The sequence below is a fragment of the Phenylobacterium montanum genome (assembly GCF_018135625.1).
In the GTDB taxonomy this organism is placed as follows: Bacteria; Pseudomonadota; Alphaproteobacteria; order Caulobacterales; family Caulobacteraceae; genus Poindextera; species Poindextera montana.
In genome coordinates this window covers 4,905,900-4,920,997 of the sequence record NZ_CP073078.1, presented here as the reverse complement: position 1 = coordinate 4,920,997, position 15,098 = coordinate 4,905,900, and the positions used below count along the sequence as shown (strand labels likewise).

13 protein-coding genes are annotated in these 15,098 nt (G+C 68.9%); 2 read left to right on the top strand and 11 right to left on the bottom strand.

Features of this window, described 5'->3' with window-relative positions; translation table 11 throughout:
- Positions 1-93: 93 nt before the first annotated feature.
- From KCG34_RS22500 to KCG34_RS22485, 4 genes are all read right to left on the bottom strand, one after another.
- The gene (locus KCG34_RS22500) at positions 94-1,098 is read right to left on the bottom strand and encodes a hypothetical protein (protein ID WP_211937832.1); all 1,005 of its coding nucleotides are present in this window, start codon (positions 1,096-1,098) and stop codon (positions 94-96) included.
- Positions 1,089-2,333 carry a hypothetical protein gene (locus tag KCG34_RS22495; RefSeq protein WP_211937831.1) on the bottom strand — a complete coding sequence of 415 codons (1,245 nt, stop codon included), beginning with the start codon at positions 2,331-2,333 and terminating at the stop codon, positions 1,089-1,091. Before KCG34_RS22495 ends, KCG34_RS22500 begins: the two co-directional genes overlap by 10 nt.
- Before the next feature lie 105 nt (positions 2,334-2,438).
- Positions 2,439-3,254, bottom strand: a complete 816-nt coding sequence (locus KCG34_RS22490) for a class I SAM-dependent methyltransferase (RefSeq protein WP_211937830.1) — start codon at positions 3,252-3,254, stop codon at positions 2,439-2,441.
- A 143-nt stretch (positions 3,255-3,397) separates the two neighbouring features.
- Complete coding sequence (locus tag KCG34_RS22485; RefSeq protein ID WP_211937829.1) at positions 3,398-4,438, bottom strand: SIS domain-containing protein; 1,041 nt, start codon at positions 4,436-4,438, stop codon at positions 3,398-3,400.
- 124 nt (positions 4,439-4,562) lie between these two features.
- On the opposite strand from KCG34_RS22485, the gene KCG34_RS22480 reads away from it, so the two are divergent.
- A complete protein-coding gene (locus tag KCG34_RS22480; protein ID WP_211937828.1) occupies positions 4,563-6,029 on the top strand; it encodes a GntR family transcriptional regulator in 1,467 nt (488 codons plus the stop codon).
- 162 nt (positions 6,030-6,191) lie between these two features.
- Here KCG34_RS22480 and KCG34_RS22475 read toward each other — a convergent pair whose 3' ends face one another.
- The 4 genes from KCG34_RS22475 to KCG34_RS22460 are packed head-to-tail and all read right to left on the bottom strand — an operon-like array spanning position 6,192 to position 10,059.
- Positions 6,192-6,950, bottom strand: coding sequence for an amino acid ABC transporter ATP-binding protein (locus KCG34_RS22475; RefSeq protein WP_211937827.1), 759 nt, complete (start codon positions 6,948-6,950; stop codon positions 6,192-6,194).
- On the bottom strand, positions 6,947-7,906 hold the full coding sequence (locus KCG34_RS22470; RefSeq protein WP_211937826.1) for an amino acid ABC transporter permease: 960 nt from the start codon (positions 7,904-7,906) through the stop codon (positions 6,947-6,949). The genes KCG34_RS22475 and KCG34_RS22470 overlap by 4 nt, the downstream gene beginning before the upstream one ends.
- A gap of 12 nt (positions 7,907-7,918) precedes the next feature.
- Positions 7,919-9,241, bottom strand: a complete 1,323-nt coding sequence (locus KCG34_RS22465; RefSeq protein ID WP_211937825.1) for an NAD(P)/FAD-dependent oxidoreductase — start codon at positions 9,239-9,241, stop codon at positions 7,919-7,921.
- On the bottom strand, positions 9,238-10,059 hold the full coding sequence (locus KCG34_RS22460) for a transporter substrate-binding domain-containing protein (protein WP_211937824.1): 822 nt from the start codon (positions 10,057-10,059) through the stop codon (positions 9,238-9,240). Before KCG34_RS22460 ends, KCG34_RS22465 begins: the two co-directional genes overlap by 4 nt.
- 239 nt (positions 10,060-10,298) lie before the next feature.
- On the opposite strand from KCG34_RS22460, the gene KCG34_RS22455 reads away from it, so the two are divergent.
- Positions 10,299-12,506, top strand: a complete 2,208-nt coding sequence (locus tag KCG34_RS22455; protein ID WP_211937823.1) for a PAS domain-containing hybrid sensor histidine kinase/response regulator — start codon at positions 10,299-10,301, stop codon at positions 12,504-12,506.
- 5 nt (positions 12,507-12,511) lie between these two features.
- Here the strand turns inward: KCG34_RS22455 and KCG34_RS22450 are convergent, their stop codons facing one another.
- From KCG34_RS22450 to KCG34_RS22440, 3 genes are read right to left on the bottom strand one after another with little or no spacing between them, the layout of a single operon-like run.
- Positions 12,512-13,102, bottom strand: coding sequence for a GntR family transcriptional regulator (locus tag KCG34_RS22450; RefSeq protein ID WP_249138120.1), 591 nt, complete (start codon positions 13,100-13,102; stop codon positions 12,512-12,514).
- A gap of 47 nt (positions 13,103-13,149) precedes the next feature.
- Positions 13,150-14,145, bottom strand: coding sequence for a 4-hydroxyproline epimerase (locus KCG34_RS22445; RefSeq protein WP_211937822.1), 996 nt, complete (start codon positions 14,143-14,145; stop codon positions 13,150-13,152).
- An 18-nt stretch (positions 14,146-14,163) separates the two neighbouring features.
- The gene (locus KCG34_RS22440; RefSeq protein ID WP_211937821.1) at positions 14,164-15,066 is read right to left on the bottom strand and encodes a dihydrodipicolinate synthase family protein; all 903 of its coding nucleotides are present in this window, start codon (positions 15,064-15,066) and stop codon (positions 14,164-14,166) included.
- Positions 15,067-15,098: the final 32 nt, after the last annotated feature.

Below are 15,098 nucleotides of genomic sequence, written 5' to 3'. Positions count from 1 at the left end.
GAACAGGATCGGACTGTACATGGTTTGTTCAGGTTGGCAATACGTTCTCATCGTGAGTTGAAAACTGCTTTCGCGACGGAGCCACCCAACGGATCAGTGGTAGGTCGGCTTAGTCCCGTCCTCGTATCGAAAATCGATCCGGGGCGGGATGGGTCGGTCCGCCGGCGCCACCCCGCCGGGCAGATCGCGATAGACCCGTTCCGGGCACGAGAGGAGCAGGCCGGCCTCGTTCAGAATGGGGCGAGCCGCGACCATCTCGGCGTCGGTCAGGCTCCAGAGCATTCGGCCTTCGCCCAGGTTCTCCAACCTTCCCCTGCCCGGCTCGCAATTGATCCAACACCCAAGCTGTCCGAAACTCAGGACCGGCGCGGAGAGATGCCGCTCGCACAGAAGGTTCTGTTGGCACAGATCCCTCAACAACGGGTGTTTCTCCTCCCAGAACCGTCGCGTCGCGTACCCCCACCAGTTGTCCATTTCGCTTCTGCAGACTTGCCCCCTTGGAGCGAAGTAGGGCGGGACACTGCTGTCCATTGGATAACCGCGGGGCCGGCATAGAGCGTCGCGGATGAATACGTAGCCGTATTCGGCGCCCATGCTCGTGGCGGCCAGGCGCAGCAGTTCGCTGCTCACAGCCAATGGATCCCCCTGCACAGGAAAAAGGAAATGCGCGTGCAGAGAGCGTTGGCGCCCCGCCGGGGGTTCGCCGACATAGTCCCTCCGGTCCCAGGGCGCCCATCCCGTCGCATCGCCACCAAAGGCGATACGGTTGCGTTCAGCGCCAACCGCCTCGCGAAAGCCGTCGAGCATGAGGCCGTTGGCGCCCAATGCCCCTTGCAGTCCTCCACGTGCGATCTTTTCAAAGGACTTAGGCTTGATGAGGCGGCTCCGGTCCTCCCCAGGGACATGATAGCTCGCGTATCGAATTTCCTCGAACAGCCCGCATTTCTTGGCGGCGGCGACCATGAACTCTGCAGCAGGCTCGATCCCCGGCCAGACGGAGCCGTGCACATCGACGCCGCAGATCAGGTTTTCCCGCCAGTCGACATCCAGCGCCCAGCCGATCTGGCGCAGATCAAAAATGTCCGAGGTCACGAACATGAGCGGAATGCCTTAGCCATGTCGCGCATGCGCATAAATTCGGCGAGGGCGACCCTGTTGGTAAAATCATTGAGGCGGCGAATGCCCGGCACGTCAGGCATTTCCTCCTGGCGCTCTTCCGGCTTTTGGCGAGGAGACCAGGTTTCGTAGGGCCGGAAGTTGTACCCCACGTCCAACTGGGGCCTGACTATCGCCAACACGTCGGGCCGCCGTACGCTCTGAACGACCATACCCGTGCAGTTCGTGAAGCTCAGATTGAAGCAGATCTCCTTGAACTCGTTTGATCTCGCTAATCGTAAAGCTTCTTCCACTCCGTCGTCGGCATGGCCCGTTTCGAGGCCGCGTGAAGATGTCACCTGCGGGCGCCCGCGCAGCAATACCTCATCGTATCCCTCCGGCCTTTCGGGCAAATCCATGTTCGGCGTCGAGCCCAACAGGATGTCGCCATAACCGTTCGTCGGGACATAGATGCGAAGCTGGGGCGTCCTGCCCGGCATGCTGTTGATCGCGGCGCGGATCGAGCTGACGGTCGCAACCGGCCATTTGCTTCCATCGGAAAGCTTCGCACTTCGCCAAACTGGGTACTCCAAACCACCGACGATCCTGCGGTCCGGTTCGGTTCCGATGGGCGGATGCTGGACCGTATAGACCGGCTCAGCCGGCTGGACCTCGAAGGGGTCTGGCGGTGGCCCGTTCCCTCCGATCCCGCCGTTGCCGCCTTGGATCGGAATCAGCCGCCCGCCCTCCAGATGGACCGGGCCGACGCCCCACGAACTCGTCGGGCTGGCAGGGGCGTTATCAGCTTGCGGCGTTCCGGTCTCGCCGGGTGTTGGCCCGGCGTCGCCGCCGTCCGTCCAGCGGCCACGCCAGTCGCGCGGCTGTTCCGGACTATATTTCGCCAGAGCATCCTCGACGGTCGCAATCCGCACCGCTCCCCGCCAGTCCAGTTCGGTCAGCCGCAGTTGCAGCGCGGCTATCATGGCCCGCGGTTCGTGACCGCAGTTCAGCGCCTCAGCGACCACGCGAAGGCCGGCCGACAGGCCGGCGACATCCAGCTCGCGGCCATAGGCGCCCTTGATCAGGACATCGAGTTCGCCAGCCGGGCGCGGCGCCAAACCCGAGACTGTCGTCCGCAACAACGGCACGCCAGCCAGGGACAGGCCATCCGGGCCAAAACTCAGTCCGAGCGCGCCGGACCCGTCGGCCAGCCGAAAACGCCGATCGTAGACGGTCAATCGAGCCTCCTGAATTTGGGGAAAGGCTCAGCTTATATGTTCTTATTTTGTTCTGGTCAAGGTGGGTATGTCAGCGGCGTTTGTCGGCCCTCGGCGTCCACCCGCCTAAGGCGCCGTCACCGTCACCTTCAGGAACGTCGCTGGGATCGACGTCTTCCCCTTGTCCGCGCTGGTGTTCTGGGCCTCAAACAGGCCGTAGAGCTGGTCCAGCAGGGCGCCGTCGCGGCCGTCTTTCCGCGCCGCCTCGAAGGCGTTCATGGTCGGGCCGTAGTAGTCGCGGAAGGCGTCGACCAGGGCCGCGGGCTGGTGCGGGTAGTTGAAGACGTAGGTCTCGCGGGCGAAGGCGATGTTTTCGCGCGGCGCGCCGGCGGCCCCGAAGCGGGCGGCGACCTCGTCCTCCACGCCCCACAGCATGGGGCTGACGAAGCCCTCGGGCGGGGGCGGGGAGAAGGCGGCGCTGATCTTGAGGATCTGGGCCACGAGGGTGGGATCGCCCGGGATCCAGTTGCCCATGACGACGCGCCCGCCCGGTTTGGTCACGCGGAGCATCTCCCTGGCCACGTCCATCGGCCGCGGGGCGAACATGGCGCCGAAGATACTGACCACCAGGTCGAAGCTGTCGTCGGCCAGGCCTTCGAGATTGGAGGCGTCGCCCTCCTGGAAGCGGCAATTGGCGAGGCCGAACTCGCGCGCGCGCCGGTTTGCGGCCTCGACCAGGTTGGCGGCGATGTCGACGCCCAGGACCTCGGCCCCGCGCTGCGCCTCCGGGATGGCGGTGGTGCCGTCGCCGCAGCCCAGGTCGAGCACCTTCATGCCGGGGCCGACGCCCAGGCTCTCGACCAGGGCGTCGCCGCTCTCGCGCATGCTGGAGGCGATGCGCGTGAAGTCACCCTTTTCCCAAAGCGCCTTGTTCGGATTCATCGAATGGTCCCTTCTCACCCTGCCGCGCCGGCCGCGGCCTGCCTGAAGCGATGGAACGGGAACTGAAACGTGAGAAAGCGATACATTAGCGGAAGACCGCGGCGGAGCGAAGCGCCCGCGGGCACACCGCGGCGCGTCGCTTTTCAGTAGGCCACGCGGCGATAGTAGCGGCGGGTGGTCAGGGGGTGGTCGCGCATCACCTCCAGGTGGGCGCTGACCCGCTCCAGCACCGTGGCCAGGATCACCGGCGAGATCAGGGCGCGGACCTCGGCCGAGATTCCCGGCAAGGCGAAGGCGGCGGCGTCCAGCACCAGCAGTCGGTCGGTGTGGCCGTCGGCGAAGCGCTCGACGCGCTCGGCCAGGGGGCGGGCCTCGTCCTCGCCCTTGAGCACGATCAGGCTGACGCCCGGCTCGACCAGTTCCAGCGTGCCGTGGAAGAAGTCCGAGGCGTGGACCGGGCGGGTGCGGATCCACTGCATCTCTTCCAGGATGCACATGCCGTAATAGTGCGCCTGGGGCCAGGCGGCGCCGGCGGCGGTGACGATGGGGCCAGCGCCCTCGGCGATAAAGGCGGCCATGCCCCTGGCCTGGGGTTCGAAGGCGCGCTTGATCTCCAGCAGCAGGGCCGGCAGGCGGGCGAGTTCGGCCAGGGCGGCGTCAAAGCCGGCGAATTCGCCACGGTGGCGCATGACGGCCAGGACCAGGATCAGGGACTGCAGATAGAAGGACTCGCACGAGGTGTCGTCCTCGGCGAAGTTGACCAGGGCGTAGTCGGCCAGGGCCGCCAGGGGTGAATCTCCGTGACCGGTCAGGGCGATCACCGCAGCGCCGCGGGCCTTGGCGACCTCGGCGACCGCAAGGCTTTCCGCGGTGGTTCCCGACAGCGAAGGGATCACCACGATCGATTGCGGGCCGAGGGCGGCGTGGCCGGTCAGGACCAACTCGGCCGGCCGCTCGAGGTAGGCGGGAAAGCCGGAGCGGCGGCGCAGCAGCTCGAAGGCGGGCTGCATGAGCAGGCCCGCGCCGCCTGTGCCGAGGAAAAAGAGATTGGCGGCGCCCTTGTCCAGCAGGGCGTCGACCGCCGCCGTGATCGGCTGGGCCAGGGCCACGGCGCCGGACTGGATGCGCAGGAAGCGCGGCTCGTCGAAGTTCAGCATGGCCGCGCCCGTTCTGTTGTCAGACATCTGGATTGCGGCGCACTATTTCAGGGCGTTCACGGCTGTCAAGCGGACCGGCCTATGCCTTGACCAAATCGCACGGTTCAGGCTCCTTTCGCAAGCCGTCGCCTTGTCCGACAACCCGGAACCCATGACCTCTCCCCTCGCCCTGCAGGAACGCTCGGTCGCCGCGCGGCTGCGCCAGCAGATCCTGGCGTTGATCCGCTCGCAGGGCTGGGGGCCGGGGCGCCGGATTCCGACCGAAGCCGCCCTGAAGGCCATGTTCGGCGCTTCCCGGCCGCCCCTGCGCGAGGCGCTGAAGCGGCTGGAGCAGGAAGGGGTGATCGTGGCCGAGCACGGCCAGGGCCGCTTCGTCGCCCCCGCCGCCGCCGCGCGGGTCGAACGGCCGGCCACCGCCTTCGAGAGCCTGACCGAGATGCTGCGCCGTTCGGGTTACGAGGCTCAGACGCGGCTGTTGTCGGTGGGCGAGGTCGGCGCCGAACCGGAGGTGGCCCAGGCCCTGGGCTGCGCCACGGGCGCGCCGGTGCTCCGGCTCGAGCGGCTGCGCACTCATGCGGGCGAACCGCTGATCTATTCCCTGGCCTATGTCCCGGCCGCGCGCCTGCCTGGGCCGCTGTACGAGGCCGACTGGACCGCCTCCCTGATCGCGCGCCTGTCCGAAGGCGGTCCGCCGGTGCGGATGTCGGCGGCCACGGCGAGCGCGGTTGAGCTGCCGGCGGAAACCCAGGGCCGATGCCGGTTGGGCGGCTTCGGCCCGGCCATGCTGATCGCCGAGACCGGCTATGACGCCGCCGGCGCCCCCGCCCTGTTCGCGCACGACTATCACCGCGGCGGGCTATTCTCGTTCAGCTTCGCCCGCACCCGGCTTGGAGCCGATGCTCGGGGATCGATCAGCCAGGCCGCGCGGCTGGCCGCCGATCTGCGCGCCCTGATCGCCGAGCAGGGCCTGGGTCCGGGCGACCAGCTGCCGACCGAGGCGCAGCTGACCGCGGCTTTCGGCGTCTCCCGCTCGGCCCTGCGCGAGGCCCTGAAGGGGCTGGAGCAGGATGGGGCGATCCGGGCCGAGCATGGCCGGGGCCGCTTCGTCACCGCCCTGGCGCGGATCGAGGTCGCCCGGCCGATCACCGCCTTCGAGAGCGCCACCGACATGATGCTGCACGCCGGCCTCGACCCGACGCCGCGGCTACTGGACTTGGCCGAAGAGCCCGCCCCACCCGAGATCGCCGAGGCCTTGCGGCTGGCCGAGGGCGCGCCAGTGCTGCGGATCGAGCGGGTGCGCCTTGACGGGGCGGCGGCGATCCTGGCCTCGACCGACTTCGTGTCCCCGGCCCTGCTGTCCGCCGAGGCGGTCCGCTGCGACCGCGGCGGCTCGCTGACCGCGCTGCTGGAGGCGGCGGGCCGCCGGCCGGTGATGTCTACCGCCAAGGCGACCGCCGCCGCCCTGCCCGCGCACCTGCAGGCCCGGCCCGAATTCCGGGACTTTGGCCCGGCCTTCCTGATCGAGGAGACTTGCTACGACGCCGCCGGCGAGCCGGTGCTGGCCTCGATCGAGCATCACAAGGGCGCGGCCTTCTCGTTCGGCTTCGTGCGGCGGTAGGCGCCGCAGCCGTTGCGTGGTTCGAGACGCGCCCCTGACGGGGCGCTCCTCACCATGACGAGGCTTTTTGCGGTTCACCCAATCCAGTCATGGTGAGGGCTCGCGCAAGCGAGCGTCTCGAACCACGCAATCCAGATTGCGCCATCCATTTCCCAATGGCCCTCAGCGCAGAATCTGCTGCAGGAAGGCCTTCGCCCGCTCGGTCTTGGGTTGGGTGAAGAAGGCCTCCGGCGCTCCCTGCTCGACGATCTCGCCGCGGTCCATGAACACCACGCGGTCGGCGACCTGACGGGCGAAGCCCATCTCGTGGGTCACCACCACCATGGTCATGCCCTCGCGGGCGAGGCCGAGGATGGTGTCCAGCACCTCCTTGACCATTTCCGGATCGAGGGCGGAGGTGGGTTCGTCGAACAGCATCACCTCCGGCTCCATGGCCAGGGCCCGGGCGATGGCCACCCGCTGCTGCTGGCCGCCGGAGAGCTGCTGGGGGAACTTGGCCGCCTGGTCGGACAGGCGAACCTTGGCCAGGTAGGCCTCGGCGCGCTCGTGGGCGGCCTTGGCCGGCAGCTTGCGCACGACGCGCAGCGGCAGGGCGCAGTTCTCGACCACTGTCAGGTGCGGGAACAGGTTGAACTGCTGGAACACCATGCCGACCTGCCGGCGCGCGGCCTCGACGGCCTGGGGCTCGCGGGTCAGGCGCTGGCCGCCGACCCGGATCTCGCCCTGGTGGAAGCCCTCCAGCGCGTTGACGCAGCGGATCAGGGTCGACTTGCCCGAGCCCGAAGGGCCGCAGATCACCAACCGCTCGCCGGGCGCCACGGTCAAAGACACGTCGGTCAGGGCGACGAACGCGCCATAGCGCTTGAACAGTCCGCGGATCTCGATCGCGGGCGCGGCGCCTTGGGCCTGAATTTCGCTCATCGCATGTGCGCCCGGTTGAAGTGGCGCTCCAGCCTGGCCTGGAGGACTTCCAGCACCATGGACAGAAGCCAGTAGATCAGCGCGGCGGTGATCATCATCTCCAGGTGCCGGAACTCGGTCTGGCCCTGGGTGCGGGCCAGGTACATCAGCTCCCAGACCCCCACCACCGAGACCAGCGAGCTGTCCTTCAGCATGGCGATGAACTGGTTTCCGGTGGGCGGAATGATGATGCGCATGGCCTGGGGCAGGATGATCCGGGCCAGGGTGTCGAAGGGCTTGATGCCCAGGGCCCTCGCCGCCTCCCACTGCCCGCGGGGGATGTTCTCAATCCCCGCACGGAAGATCTCGGTCATGTAGGCGCCATAGCAGAGCGACAGGGCCGCAACGCCCGCGGGGATAGGTCCGATCACGATGCCCAGCTGCGGCAGGCCCAGATAGATCATGTAGAGCTGCATCAGGAGCGGCGTGCCCCGGAACAGCGAGGTGTAGAAATTGGCCACGCCGAGCGCGACGCCGTTCTGCGACAGCTTGGCGATCGCCCCCACCATGGCCAGGAGCGAGGCCAGGACGATGGAGATGGCCGAGATGTAGATGGTGGTCACCAGGCCTTGGGTGACCAGAAAGCCGATCTTGCGCCGGATGAAGTCGAAGCTGAGATCAAAGGAATAGAAGAAGTAGAGCAGCAGGCCGGCCAGGCCGAGCCAGACCAGCGCCATCTGCCAGCGCAGCGCCAGCCTGACCCACACGCGCCAGGCCAGCGCCACCAGCACGGCGGCGAGGGCCGCGCCGATGACATCGGCGGGAAGGTCGGCGAGGGTTTTGACGCCCGCCTGCTTTGCGGCCAGCGAGCCCAGATGGACGTACCAGAGCAGGCCGAACAGCATGGCCAGGGCGGGCGCGAACACCACCGGGCGGGACATCAGCGGCGGATAGTCGACATTGTCCGGATGCTGCATGACGCCCTCGCCTCAGCCTGCCGACCGATCGCGGCCGGCCCCGCGTTCGCGCCAGAAATCGTTGGCCTGGAGCCACCAATAGGTCGCCTGCACCGCCGCCCGGCCGGCCGGGCCGCCGTTCCAGTCCAGGCCGAAGGGGGCGAACAGGCGGTGACGGTCGCTGTCGCCGGCTATGGCCTCGGCGATCACCCGCCCGCCGATGGCGGTGGTGTTCAGCCCATGGCCGCCGAAGGCGGTGCAGGACCAGAGGCCGGGGCCGAGGGGGCCGATCTGCGGCATCAGGTGGCGGGCATAGGCCATCAGCCCGGACCAGGCGATCTCGACCCTCAGATGCTTCAGCTGGGGATAGGTCGAGGCCATGGTGTCATGCAGCAGGGTCGCGAGACGGCGCGGCTCGGAGGTGCGGGTGGTGATCTTGCCGCCCCAGAGGATGCGCCGGCCGCCATCGACCAGGCGGTAGTAGTCGCCGGCCCGGCGGTTGTCGCCGATGCCGGCGCGGGTGCGGATGGCGTCGCCGATGGCCTCGGGATCGGGCTCGGTCAGCATGACGTAGGTGGCGATGGGCAGGAAGCTGCGCGCCAGGGCGGGCACGAGATGGCCGGTATAGCCGCCAGAGGCGATCAGCACGTCCCGGGCGCGGACCTCGCCGCCGGCCGTGCGCACGCGCGGCGCCGCGCCGTCATGCTCCAGCACGAGGGCCGGCGAGGCCTCGAAGACGCGCCCGCCCTCGACCTCCAGGGCGCAGGCGATCGCACGGGCGTAACGTAGCGGGTCGATGTGGAAGGCGGCGGGGTCGTAAAGCGCCTGGTAGTAGCGCTCGGACCGCAGCAGGCTGCGCACCTCCTCGGTCGGCTTGAACTGGACCTGATAGTCGAACTCCCGCGCCAGCCAGTCGCGCCGGCTCTGCAACGCCGCGGCGGCGTCATAGCGCATGGTGCTCATCACGCCTGGGGTGCGGTCCAGACCCTCGGGTTGCAGCCGCCGGATATTGTCCTCGACGATAGCGACGCCCTCGATCGAAAGGCGGTGCAGGGCCAGCGCGGTCTCGGGCCCCGCCCGGCGGGCGATCAGGTCGTGGCCCGCGGAATAGCCTGGCGAAACGAAACCACCATTGCGCCCCGAAGCGCCCCAGCCGACCCGGTTGGCCTCGAGCAGCACCACCGACCTGCCGCGGCGAACGAGGTGAAGCCCGGCGGTCAGGCCAGCGAGGCCGCCCCCGACGATGCAGACATCCGCCTCCAGCGTCCCTTGCAGGGCCGGCCGCGCGGATGCGTCGGCGGGCAGGCCGCGCCGGTAGAAGGTCTCCACATAGGCCGAGTCCGTCTGCCCGCTCACTGGGTGTAGTCGCGCCCGTACCACTTGCGGGTCAGGTTCCCCAGCGTGCCGTCGGCGCGCATCGCCTGGATCACGTCATGCAGCTTGGCGGTCCACTGGGGGTCATCCTTGTCGGTGACGATCGCCAGCGGCTCCTTGTAGGCGATGGTGTTCGGAATGATCTTGATCGGATAGCCGCTCTTGATGGCCCGCAGCGCCGTCTGCTCCGGCGCCAGCACCGCGTCGATGCGCACCCCGTCGCCCAGCCTCAGGTCGTCGAACGGCAGCATGGAGTCGGCGTAGGTGTGCACCTGGCCGGGATTGACCAGGTACTTCACCGGCGGTGCGCCCGGATCGTCGATGGCCAGGCGGCGGCGAATATAGTCCTCGGAGGTGGTGGCGGTCTCGACCCCGATCTTCTTGCCGTTCAGGTCGGCGGCGGTGCGCGCCTTGCTGTTCCTGTGCACCACGAAGACATAGGGGCTGTAGTAATAGACGCTGGCGAAGGAAACCACTTGCGAGCGGGCCTTGGTGGGGGTGATCGAGCCGATCGCCACATCCCAGCGGCCATGCCAGTGCCCGCCGGTCATGGTCGCCCAGTCGGGGGTGTCGAAGCGGGTCTTGACCCCCAGGCGGCGCGCCACCTCGTTGGCCACGTCGATGTCGAAGCCCACCAGCTGGTTGCGGTCGTCGAGGAAGCTCTGCGGCGGCCAGGCGCCGTTGGTGGCGACCTTCAGCGTCTTCGTCGCCATGACCCGGTTCAGGGTCGCTCCGGCCTCGGCCATGGTCGCCGTGAGCGTCCCCAGGGCCAGCAGGGCTGCGACCAGAAACTTGCGCATGAAACCTCCCTGAACACGCCCGCCGAATTTAACGATCCTGCGTCACAGACTCGCACCTTGTCAGACAAGGATCGAACAATCCAGCCGCCTGGAAAGCAAGCAATCCATCTAAGTCGGGGGTCACTTGTCAGACAAGTTGGCGCTCTCGCGCCTTGCCGGCGTTTCGTGGTACGTCTCCGGCAGAGCTTGGCATCGAATAGCGTCGTTGCGCGTTTCGCCACGATACTGGGCGGTCATCCATGACAGTGCGACCCAACACCCGCACCGAGGCGGCGCCGGATGACCCCTGGCGCGGACCCTGGCCGGCGCGTGCGTTCATGGCCGGAGCCGGGACGCTGTTCGGCGAGGACTCCGGCGAACACACCGGACCCGCGTTCCGCGCGCTGACAAGGCGGGTCGGGCTGTTGCTGCTGGTCGGCGTCGTCACGGCGTTCCTGCTGCCGGCATGGCTCTGCGCCCTTTGGCTGCTCGCCCAAAGCATGCTGATCGCGGCCGAGGCCTTCCATCCGGCGCCCGACCACGCGCGCTCCGCCGCCTCGGACGGAGGATTGCTGGCGATCGAGCTGCTGGAAGGCCTGACGTGGGCCAGCCTGGGTGAGGCGCTGTGGCTACAGGCGGACACTACGGCCGTGGCCGCCGGCGTCGCTCTGTGGACCGGACTCTGTGTCTGCACCGCGCGCCGGATCACCAGGAGCCCGCGCCTGGAGATGGTCGAGATCGCGCCGGTGCTGGCCATCGCCACCTTCCTGCTCTGGACGCCAAGCGCGCAAGAGCGGCACCCGCTCCTGATCCTGGCCGTGCTGTGCGCGGTCACAGTGATCGCGCGCAGTCCCGCCAGCCTGAAGATCTGGCCGCACCTTCGACGGGATCAAACCGCCGCGCCCCCCGTCGCCGGATCGCAATCGCCGGCCCCGGACTACGAGATCCTGACCGAGCGCCACGGCGAGGTGGCGGTGCAGTCGAGAGCCGACGGATCGATCGCCTTCGTCTCGGACACCTGCCGCCAGCTCGGCTATGCGCCGGACGAGCTCCTGGGCGCCAACGCCCTTGATCTGATCCACCCGCACGATCGGCGGGGCGCGATCCGCTCGCGCAGGCGACTGCTCAAGGGGCGGCTGCGCCAGACCGAAGGCCCGCGCGATTTCCGCATCCGGTGCAAGGACGGCGGCTATGTGGCGATGGAGGCCAGCTCGACCGCGATCCGCGGGTCGGACGGCCGGGTCGGCGGGGTGATCACCGTGCTGCGCGACGCCGCCCACCGCCGGAAGGCAGAACGCGAGCTTCTGGACCGCAGCCGCCAGGCCGAGGCGGCGTCCAGCGCCAAGTCGGAGTTCCTGGCCACCATGAGCCACGAGATCAGGACGCCCCTGACCGGGATCATCGGCTTCGCCGGCCTGCTGGAATCCACCCCCGACCTGCCGGGGCCTGCGGCGACCTATGTCGACCGTATCGTCACCGCCAGCCGCACCCTGCTCAGTATCGTCAACGACGTGCTGGACTTCTCCAAGCTGGAGTCCGGCAAGGTGGCCCTGTCGCCGGTGGTCCTGGATCCGCGGCGGTTCATTGCGGACACGGTGGAGCTGGTGCGCGCCCAGGCCCGGGCCAAGCGCCTGGCCCTGGAGGTGGAGCTGCCGGCGGACCTGCCGTCCCGGGTGGTCGCCGACCCCCTGCGCGTGCGCCAGGTGCTGTTGAACCTTCTGACCAACGCCATCAAATTCACCGACCGCGGGGGGGTGAAGGTGCGGGTCGCCCATCTGCGCGAAGGCGGCGGCCTGCTGCGGATCGCGGTCACCGACAGCGGGGTGGGCATCGCCGGCGAGGCCGCCGAGCGGCTGTTCCAGCGCTACTCCCAAGTCGACGACTCCGCCGAGCGGAGCCAGCAAGGCTCGGGCCTGGGCCTGGCGATCTGCAAGGCGCTGGTGGCCCTGATGGGCGGGACGATCGGGGTGGACACCCAGCTGGGCCGCGGCTCGACCTTCTGGTTCACCTTCCAGGCCCCGAGCACCGCCGCCGCGCCGGCCGAGGGCGAAGCCCAGCCGGCGCCGGAGGCCCGCAGCGGCCACGGCGCCCACATCCTGATCGTCGACGACGTGGCGGCCAACCGCGAGCTGGTGGGCGCGCTGCTGACCAGCTTCGACTACCGGGTCAGCGAGGCGGGCGGGGCCATGGAGGCGATCCTGATGACCGAGAAGGCCGCCTTCGACCTGATCCTGATGGACCTGCAGATGCCGGGCATGGACGGGATCGCCGCCGCCCGCGCCATACGCGGCGGCTCGGACCTGAACCGCAGCACCCCAATCGTGGCCCTGAGCGCCAATGTGCTGGAGCACCATCTGGAAGCCTGCCGCGCCGCCGGCATGAACGACCATATCGCCAAGCCGATCGTGCCCTCGGACCTGCTCAGCAGGGTGTTCCACTGGTCGGTGGGACGAGTGGAGGCGCACTGAGGCGGCTACCGGCCGAGCTGCCCCATCAGGTCGTTCATGGTGGCGCGGATGTGGCTGGCGGTGAGCGCTTCGACCACGGCCGACCGGCCGCCGACCCAGGCTTCGAACAGCGCCCTGTGTTCGCTGCGGGCCCGCGCGCGGCGGCCGGTGGGCTCCAGATGCATGCGCACATAGCGCTCGGCCAGGACGTGCAGGCGTTCCAGCAGCTGGTTGGTGACCTCGCCGCAGGGGGCGAAAAGAGCCAGGTGGAAGGCGCGGTTCAGGGCGATGGCTTCGGCCGCCGAAGGCTCGGCTTCCAACCGCGCCAGAAGCATGGCGGCGTGGTCTCGCTCAGCCGCCGTCGCCCGGCGCGCGCCCTCGGCCGTGGCGGCGGGCTCTATCTTGAGCCTGAGGTCGAAGATCTCCGCCGCCTCGTCGGCGGTCATGGGGCGGACCACATAGCCGCGGTTAGGATGCGAGCTCAAAAGCCCGTCCTGCTCCAGCCGGCCCAGGGCCTCGCGCACGGGGATCTTGCTGACGCCCAGGGTCTCGGCCAGACCGTCTTGGCGGATCGGCGCGCCGGGGGCGATCTCGCCGGACAGGATGCGGCCGCGCACCAGCTCATAGGCCTGGTCGACGAGGGTGCGGACTTGCAGGGGGGCGGTCAGACCTGGAATCCTTCCCAGAAGACGTCGGCGCGGTCGATCCAGATCGTGTTGTGGCCGGTGGCGATGGCCGAGCCCTGCACCGAGGGGATGATCGCGGGCCGGCCGGCCAGTTCGGTCACCGCCTCGACCCGGCCAGTGAAGCGGCTCTTGATGAAGCTCTCATGCACGAAAGGCTCGCCGACTTTGAGCCGCCCCTTGGCGAACAGATGCGCCAGCCGGGCCGAGGTGCCGGTGCCGCAGGGGCTGCGGTCGATGGCGCGCTCGCCGTAGAAGACGGCGTTGCGGCCATGGGCGCCTTCGCTGCTGGGGGCATCGGCCCAGAGCACGTGGCTGACCCCCTGGATGGTGGGGTCCAGCGGATGCACCGGGGTGAACTGCTCGCGCACCAGGGCGCGAACCTGGGGGCTGAAGCGCAGGATCGCCTGGGCGCCCAGGGCGTCGAGGCCCCGATAGCCGCCCTGCGGCTCGACGATAGCGTAGTAGTTGCCGCCATAGGCCACATCCACGCTCAGGGGACCGAGGCCAGGAACCTCGATACGGATGCCCTCTGCCGCGACATAGCTGGGCACATTGCGGATCTTGACCCAGGCCACGCGGCCGGCCTCCACCGCATAGTCCAGGTCGATCACCCCGGCCGGGACCTCCAGGCGCAGGCGGCCGGGCTCGCGCGGGACGATCAGGCCGTTCTCCAGGCCGAAGGTGACGATGCCGATGGTCCCGTGGCCGCACATGGGCAGGCAGCCGCTGGTCTCGATGAAAAGGACGCCGGCGTCGGTGTCCGGCAAGGTTGGCGGATAGAGGAAGCCGCCGGACATCATGTCGTGGCCGCGCGGCTCGAACATCAGGCCGGTGCGGATCCAGTCGAAGCGGGCCAGGAAGTCCTGGCGCCGCTCGCTCATCGAGGCGCCTTGCAAGAGCGGCGCGCCGCCGGCGACCAGCCGCACCGGATTGCCGGCGGTGTGGCCGTCGATGCAGAAGAAGGTGTGGCGCATTGGGTGGCTCCCCGGCGTTCAGGAGAGCGTGGGCCGGGTCGCGGCGGCCATCTCGACCATGGCGATCACCTCGGCCCGGCGCGCGCCCTCCAGCGGCAGGCGGGGCATGCGCACGCGCTCCGAGCCGCGGCCCATGATCTGCTCGGCCAGTTTGATCGACTGCACGAGGTCGTGGCCGGCGTCGAGATGCAACAGCGGCATGAACCAGCGGTAGATGCGCAGGGCCAGGGCCATGTCCCCGCGCTTCACGGCCTCGACCAGGGCCACCGACTCTTGCGGGAAGGCGCTGGTCAGGCCCGAGACCCAGCCGCGGGCGCCGAGGACCAGACCCTCAAGCGCCACATCGTCCAGGCCGGCCATGACCACGTAGCGGTCGCCGAAGGCGTTGATCAGGTCGGTGATGCGCCGGGTGTCGGGCGCGCTCTCCTTGATTGCGACGATGTTGCCGACGCCGGAGAGGCGCTTCAGCGTCTCCAGGCTCACATTGACCCGGTAGGCGGGGGGGTTGTTGTAGAGCATCACCGGCAGGGCGGAGGCCTCGGCCACCGCGGTGAAATGGGCGGCGAGCTCGGCCTCGGTCGGCACATAGACCATGGCCGGCAGGGCCATCAGGGCGTCGACGCCCAGGGCCTCGGCGTCGCGGGCGAAACAGGCGGCGCGTTCGGTGGTCAGCTCGGAGACCCCCGTCACCACCGGAACCCGTCCGGCCACGACCTCGACCGCGGCCTTCAGCACCTGGCGCTTTTCCTCCGGCTCCAGCGAATTGTTCTCGCCGCAGGTGCCGAGCACGATCAGGCCGTGCACCCCGTCGCGGACCAGGGCATCGAGGCCGGCCTGGGTGGCGCCGAAGTCGATCGCGCCGTCCTCGCAAAACTGGGTGGTGGCGGCGGGATAGACGCCGGACCAGGAGAGGGTGGCCATGGGACAGCTTCCTTCAGACAATCGCATACAGT